The sequence below is a fragment of the Providencia sp. PROV033 genome, assembly GCF_028484855.1.
Lineage (GTDB): Bacteria > Pseudomonadota > Gammaproteobacteria > Enterobacterales > Enterobacteriaceae > Providencia > Providencia alcalifaciens.
In genome coordinates, this window is the sequence record NZ_JAMPSW010000049.1 from 22,377 (window position 1) to 29,355 (window position 6,979).

5 protein-coding genes and 1 pseudogene are annotated in these 6,979 nt (G+C 39.4%); 3 read left to right on the top strand and 3 right to left on the bottom strand.

Annotated features, from left to right (window positions below; translation table 11 throughout):
• Window positions 1–34: 34 nt before the first annotated feature.
• Window positions 35–1,417 (top strand): amidohydrolase family protein, encoded by a 1,383-nt coding sequence (locus PSF16_RS10170; protein WP_272689206.1) that lies wholly within the window; start codon window positions 35–37, stop codon window positions 1,415–1,417.
• 144 nt (window positions 1,418–1,561) lie between these two features.
• On the opposite strand, the gene PSF16_RS10175 is transcribed toward PSF16_RS10170, so the two are convergent.
• The 3 genes from PSF16_RS10175 to PSF16_RS10185 all read right to left on the bottom strand — a co-directional run bounded on the left by PSF16_RS10175 (window position 1,562) and on the right by PSF16_RS10185 (window position 4,896).
• On the bottom strand, window positions 1,562–2,590 hold the full coding sequence (locus PSF16_RS10175; protein WP_006658094.1) for an isoaspartyl peptidase/L-asparaginase family protein: 1,029 nt from the start codon (window positions 2,588–2,590) through the stop codon (window positions 1,562–1,564).
• Window positions 2,591–2,807: 217 nt separating this feature from the next.
• Window positions 2,808–3,839 carry a methionine synthase gene (locus PSF16_RS10180; RefSeq protein ID WP_006661217.1) on the bottom strand — a complete coding sequence of 344 codons (1,032 nt, stop codon included), beginning with the start codon at window positions 3,837–3,839 and terminating at the stop codon, window positions 2,808–2,810.
• 79 nt (window positions 3,840–3,918) lie between these two features.
• On the bottom strand, window positions 3,919–4,896 hold the full coding sequence (locus PSF16_RS10185) for a DUF1852 domain-containing protein (RefSeq protein ID WP_272689207.1): 978 nt from the start codon (window positions 4,894–4,896) through the stop codon (window positions 3,919–3,921).
• 1,214 nt (window positions 4,897–6,110) lie between these two features.
• Between PSF16_RS10185 and PSF16_RS10190 the strand changes: the two genes are divergently transcribed.
• Both PSF16_RS10190 and PSF16_RS10195 read left to right on the top strand, forming a co-directional pair.
• Window positions 6,111–6,446, top strand: coding sequence for a helix-turn-helix domain-containing protein (locus tag PSF16_RS10190; protein WP_006658097.1), 336 nt, complete (start codon window positions 6,111–6,113; stop codon window positions 6,444–6,446).
• Window positions 6,447–6,537: 91 nt separating this feature from the next.
• Window positions 6,538–6,979, top strand: a pseudogene (locus tag PSF16_RS10195) (ATP-binding protein); the annotation flags it as partial.

Sequence of the window (6,979 nt, forward strand, 5' to 3'; positions counted from 1 at the left end):
TATGAGGTCGAATTATCGATGATAAGGAGTTGCTATGGATGTAGAACAATTGTCGGGCAGAAGAGAATTTCTGACCACGAGTGCAAAAGTGGTAGCCGCTTGTACATTATTAGGAGCGATGTCTGCGGGAGCAGCGCCACAAAATGTACCGCAGTCTGGTGTTTCTCGTATTGAGGATAAGCATTATTATTTAGATGATGCATTACTGGAAACGGGCTTTAACTTCCGTGATAGTACGGTGATTGGGACACAAACTGCGTTACAAACCATCGAGATTAATGATGGGAAAATTGTGGCGGTTTTACCTAACAAGCAGCATCCTAACTCAGCGTTGAATGCCTATAGTGCACAGGGTAAATTGATGCTGCCTGCATTTCGAGATATGCATATCCATTTGGATAAAACCTTCTACGGCGGACCTTGGCAAGCACCGCAATCCCGTGAAGGTAAAACCATTATGGATATGATCACGTTAGAGCAGAAAATGTTGCCTGAATTGCAGCCTTTCACTCAGGAACGCGCGCATGCATTGATCGATCTGATTCAATCCCATGGTTCGACCATCGCGCGCAGTCATTGCAATATTGAACCTGTTTCTGGATTAAAAAACCTTGAAGCACTGCAAACGGTGTTGGATAAACGTCAGCAAGATCTCACCTATGAAATTGTGGCTTTCCCTCAACATGGTTTACTGCTATCAAAATCAGTCCCTTTGATGCGAGAAGCGATGCAAGCGGGGGCGCACTATGTGGGCGGGCTAGATCCGACCAATGTTGATGGGGCGATGGAAAAATCCCTTGATGCGATGTTCCAGATTGCACTGGATTATAACAAAGGGATTGATATCCATCTGCATGAGACAAGCCCGGCAGGACTTGCCGCTATCAACTATATGATAAAAACGGTGGATGAAAACCGAAGCTTGCGTGGCAAGGTGACAATTAGTCATGCCTTTGCATTAGCCATGTTAAATCCTGAAGATGCCGATGCGATGGCAAAACGCTTGGCTGAGCAGCAGATCACTATAGCCTCGACCGTGCCTATCGGGACATTGCATATGCCATTAAAAACGCTGAATAAAAATGGTGTGTTTGTGATGACTGGGACTGACAGTGTGATTGATCACTGGTCGCCATTTGGTCTCGGGGATATGTTAGAAAAAGCCAACTTATATGCGCAGTTGTACACGCGTCCGGATGAGTTGGCATTATCTCGTTCCCTTGCCATCGCCACGGGCAATGTATTGCCGTTGGATGAAAAGGGCCAGCAAGTGTGGCCAGCAAAAGGCGATGATGCCAGTTTTGTGCTGGTGGATGCCTCTTGCTCAGCAGAGGCGGTTGCGCGTATCTCTCCAAGGCAAGCTGCGTTCCATAAAGGGTATTTGGCCAGTGGTGCAGTTGAAAAGTCATTAGGCTGAGAGCCGTTGTTTATATAGGCGTAGTTAATAATACATTGATCTATAACATTAATTTATAAATAATAGGTTGTAAATCAAGGTTATAAAGCCCACATTGGTGGGCTTTTGTATTTTTATGACGTCGCGAATTTAAATGCGAGGAACTTAATCGTTTTTATAAATCGCGACTTGCGGTTTACCATCATTACCGATTGTTCCGCGATACATGCCTTCAGAGTTAAACTCCATGGCATAGTTACCTGATTTATCTAACACAATCACGCCACCACTTCCGTTGAGCTCTTTGACTTCATCCAGTGCATTACGGGCTGCTTGGTCAATCGGGGTTTTGTTGTATTTGACTTGAGCGGCAATGTTATGTGCGGTGGCTGTGCGGATAAACATTTCACCAGAGCCGGTGGCGGAAACCGCGACAGTGTTATTGTCTGCATAGTTACCCGCTCCAATAATTGGAGAGTCACCAACGCGACCAAAGCGTTTGTTAGTCATGCCACCTGTCGAGGTTCCCGCCGCAATATTGCCGTTTTTATCGAGTGCGACCGCGCCAACAGTGCCATATTTATAGTCATACATCATCGGGTCAACAAAGAGAGCCGCATTTTTGCCATCGTGATCGAGAACCACTTTCTCTTTTTCTTTTGCTTTTTGGAGCTGTTCCCATCGGAAGTCGGTACGAAAGTAGGATGGATCAACAATTTCAAGGCCTTGTTCTGCCGCGAATTGTTCTGCACCTTTAGATACCATCATGACGTGAGGGCTTTTGGTCATGACGGCATAAGCGGCATTAATCGGATTTTTGATATTGGTGACGCCCGCGACAGCACCTGCTTTGCGGTTGCTACCATCCATAATAGAAGCATCCATTTCATTTTTACCCTCATGGGTAAATACCGCCCCTTTCCCTGCGTTAAACAGTGGGGAATCTTCCATGACATTGATCGATGCTTGAACTGCATCGAGGCTGCTGCCTCCTTTGTTGAGTACGGCATAGCCGGCTTCCAACGCTTGTGTGAGCTTTTCTTGATACTCTTTTTCTTGTTCGGGAGTGATAGTGTTTTTTGTAATAGTACCGGCTCCCCCGTGGATCACTAATCGGATTGGTGGCTCGCTTGCTGCATAAGCGTGCAAAGAAAATGAAGCTGCAAATAAACATCCTAGTAGAGATAATTTCATGGGTTATATCCTTCCAGTTATTTAGTTATTAGTCACTTTTTGAGCAAAAAAAGTATAGGATTGAAAATAGATAGCTAACAATATTGTTCGGTAAGTTCTGTGAGAGTGGTTGAAATAATTGCTTGGAATTTCAGTAAGACAAGACAGAAAATGAGTGGTTATGAAGAGGACGCGTTTTGATATTTGGCGATGGTGAGATCGCCAAATGATGGGTAATTTACTTTGTAGCAAGCTCTTTTCGGATAATCTCCGCACCCGCGCTTAAGGCATTGAGCTTACCTCTAGCAACGTCGCGCGATAATGGCGCCATGCCACAGTTGGTTGATGGGTACAGCTTATCTGCATCAACAAATTGAAGAGCTTTTCGCAAGGTATTGGCGACTTCTTCCGGCGTTTCTATGGTATTTGTTGCCACATCAATGGCGCCGACCATCACTTTCTTTCCGCGGATCAGTTCAATTAAATCCATTGGTACATTGGAGTTGTGGCATTCTAGAGAAACAATATCGATGTTTGAGCTTTGCAGTTTTGGGAAAGCTTCTTCGTATTGTCGCCATTCTGAACCTAGCGTTTTTTTCCAATCGGTATTGGCTTTGATACCATATCCATAACAGATATGTACCGCTGTTTCACATTTCAGCCCTTCAATGGCTCTTTCTAGCGCAGCAATTCCCCAGTCGTTTACCTCATCAAAAAACACGTTAAATGCTGGTTCATCAAACTGGATAATATCGACCCCCGCAGCTTCTAACTCTCTCGCTTCTTGGTTAAGAATCTTGGCAAATTCCCACGCTAATTTTTCACGACTTTTATAATGATTGTCATAGAGTGTATCAATCATGGTCATTGGACCGGGTAATGCCCATTTTATCGGCTTGTCGGTTAACTGGCGTAAATACTTGGCATCTTCTACAAACACGGGTTTTTGACGAGCGACTGCACCGACCACGGTCGGTACGCTGGCATCGTAACGGTCGCGAATTTTAACGACCTGACGCTTCTCAAAATCGACACCGCTCAAATGCTCAATAAAGGTCGTGACAAAGTGTTGACGAGTTTGTTCGCCATCACTGACGATATCGATCCCAGCGCGCAGTTGGTCATCGAGTGATAAACGTAGCGCATCTTGTTTGCCTGCGATAAGTTCTTCGTTATGCAATTTCCATGGCGACCAGAGTTTTTCTGGTTCTGCTAACCAAGATGGCTTAGGTAAGCTACCGGCAGTTGAAGTGGGTAATAATCTTTTCATGACAGGTGACCTTTTATTTTATTTTTAGTTATGCGTTATTTTGTGAAAGCGAATTGATTTTCTAAATCGATGCGCTCTATTAAGCCGAATACTGTGCAGACCATTTTTCCAGAATGTTTTGATAGGGTTTAATGAAGTGTTCTTCAGTAAATTTCCCTTGCTCAATGGCGAGTTGGCTGCGCTCTTCTCGGTCATAGACAATTTTGGTTAATGAATAATCCTGTTGATTCAGGCTTGGCTGATAGCATTCTCCCGCCACCGCGTTGGCATTATAAATTTCAGGACGGTAAATTTTTTGGAATGTTTCCATTGTGCTGATAGTGCTGATTAACTCAATGTTGGTGTAGTCGCTCAGCAAGTCTCCCGTAAAATAAAAAGCTAAAGGGGCAACACTATTTTTCGGCATAAAGTAACGGACTTGTAAGCCCATTTTGGCGAAGTATTGCTCTGTTAAAGAGGCATTAGTTGGCTGATATTCAATGCCTAATATAGGGTGCTGATTTCCTGTACGATGGTAAGTCTCTCTATTAGAGACACTCAAACAGATTACCGGTGATTTAGTAAAATTGGCTTTGTACTCATTGGAATGAATAAAAGACTTGAAAATATTGCCATGTAAGCAGCCAAATTTATTTGGAATGCTAAACTCAGCTTTATCTTTATTATGTTCCAGCAGTAACACGCTAAAATCATAGTCCCGCACATAAGATGAAAAGTTATTCCCGACAATGCCTTCAATTCGCTGCTGAGTTTTCTGATCGATAATGTTAGTTTTTAAAATTTCAATCACTGGGAAAGTGCTGTCTTTCTCCTTGATGTTCATTTCTACAGAGATAATTTCCAGTTCAACAGCATAGCGGTCGCTTGTAGGGTTATCCCAAAAGACCAGTGAGTTGAAGCGGTTGTTGATCATCGTCAGTGTGTTACGTAAATTTTCTTGACGGTTTATGCCTCGCGCTAAATTAGCAAAGTTCGTCGTAATTCGCGTATTTTCTGATGGATTATAGTTTTCATCAAAAAGGCTGCGTGTAATGTTAAAGGTAAAGTGTGTATTCATCGTATTCTGCATCCTAGCTGTAACTCTAATAGGAAAACGGCGTTCACTGCTTGATTGCCGAGAAGTTGCCTGTTTTCTCATTCATCAATCTTATGTTGCCAGTAAGTTAATATGTTTAATTTATGCCAGAGTGAGGAAGGGAGAGAAAGCGACTTAATTTCATTACCAACATGAACAAATTTCATGATGATAAAATAGGGGGGATAAATGGGTGTGATTCTAAAGGCATTCCCTTGTGAGCGGGGTAGTTAATTTGACTTGTGTTTTTTGAGTTTATCTTTACTAGGTAATATATTTGTTTCTCTTAAGAATCATCTTAAAAAAGATTCATTTCTTAACATTTTATTTTTAACATTTCTTCATTTAATACTGTGCTCTAGAATAGAGAGTTAATAGAGTAAATTGAGGGTAAATAATGTTTTACACTTTTTTCGAAGGGGTAAATGTATATTTGTTAATGTTGTGTTAATTTATTTCAAGAGGCTATTTGTTCTAGAGTATATCGAAATAAATATAACCGCATGATTATAAATGGTTTGTTTTTCAATTTGTTTTTTATGGCTAAATAGTATGCTAGACAGAATAAAATAGCATTTAATGTGAAAATATTTCACCAAATCGATAATGCTCGTAAAAAATTTCTTTCAATAAAAATTGGGTATATAACTGATTTTTAATACAAAAAAAATTATAAAATTAAGGCTCGGAAATTATGTCAATTGACCTTATCCTACCAAGTTGTATTTAATACCTTAAAAATCATATAGGTATGTTTTAGGGGACAATATAAACTATAAACGTAAAAATAGTATTTATCGTTACTCACTATTTGCGTGTGGTTGAGTGCCTTATTTTATTTTTAATAAAAATGATAAATTTTTATATATAAGAATGTGGTGTTTAGAATTAAAAAAGACAGAATATTATTTTTTATGGCAGGTTATTGTACTTAATGAATATTTAAATAAAATATAACCTAATATGTAAAGTTGAAAATTAGATGTAAACTTAAATCTACATGAATATTGTATGAAATACGCTACTACCATAAAGATAAAAATATTTAATGTATCTATTTGATTGCGTCACTATTGTGAAGCTAGCAATATTCATTTTCGAATAAGGAATACCTTATATTATAGGGTTATCTACCTAGCTATAATTTGAGGGTTAGGAAGTGGGTTTAATTTATGACACTAAGGTCGTTATCTATCATGAAAAAAGAAAAATTATATTATATCAGTCAACTGATAGGAAAATGCATGCAGGAATACCGCATAGAAAAGGGAGTTAGTGGGGAGTGTGTTGCAAAAAAGTTAGGTATTAGTCAACAACAATTATCTCGATACGAGCGTGGTGAGAATGCTCTCACTGTTGATGTACTATTTAAATATTTATTAATTATTGAGGTTAACTTCCCTGATTTTTATCACCGATTATTTTATATCATTGGGCGTCACCCTAAATTATCGATGTATATTTCAGGTTTAAATGGATTTGGCTGGGAACTTGATGATTTAAAAGATTATTATACATCAGCAATTGTATAGGTATTAACGCTAAAACTTTTCTGTTTAGTTGGCTTATCTTATATTAATATAAATATATTGGATTAGACCTATCATAGCAGAGAATAGTACTATGCCAAATAAATTACCCACTGCTTTTTCTCGTATAACGCGCAGTTCTGGGCGAACTAATAGTATATTAACAGTGACTCTGCCTCTTTTACTCGTATTACTCACAACATTATTTTGGAGTGCTAATAAAATAGTTCACCAAGAAACTCGACGATTAGAAGTTGAATTCAAATCTTTTATTGGCTATTTGATAGAACAAGAAATTTTTTTAAAAGCATTAAATAAACAAGATCAGGATTTATCAGAACTGCTAGAAAGTAGAACCTATTCAATAAATGATCAGTTTTTACCGAGAGATTGGCCATTAAGGCTATTAGAAGGCAAAGAATCTATAGTCGCAATGCCATTTACGTTAGCGTGTGGCAACAATTTAGAGTGTTCTAGAGTCCCGAGTATCTTATTTTCACTCGGCGCATATTTAGCTGATTTTTACTCTACATTTT

Excerpts from the sequence above, each read along its gene's own strand:
- PSF16_RS10175 (WP_006658094.1), bottom strand. The coding sequence starts at position 2,590 with ATGAAATTATCTCTACTAGGATGTTTATTTGCAGCTTCATTTTCTTTG.
- PSF16_RS10185 (WP_272689207.1), bottom strand. The coding sequence starts at position 4,896 with ATGAATACACACTTTACCTTTAACATTACACGCAGCCTTTTTGATGAA.
- PSF16_RS10170 (WP_272689206.1), top strand. The coding sequence starts at position 35 with ATGGATGTAGAACAATTGTCGGGCAGAAGAGAATTTCTGACCACGAGT.
- PSF16_RS10190 (WP_006658097.1), top strand. The coding sequence starts at position 6,111 with ATGAAAAAAGAAAAATTATATTATATCAGTCAACTGATAGGAAAATGC.
- PSF16_RS10180 (WP_006661217.1), bottom strand. The coding sequence starts at position 3,839 with ATGAAAAGATTATTACCCACTTCAACTGCCGGTAGCTTACCTAAGCCA.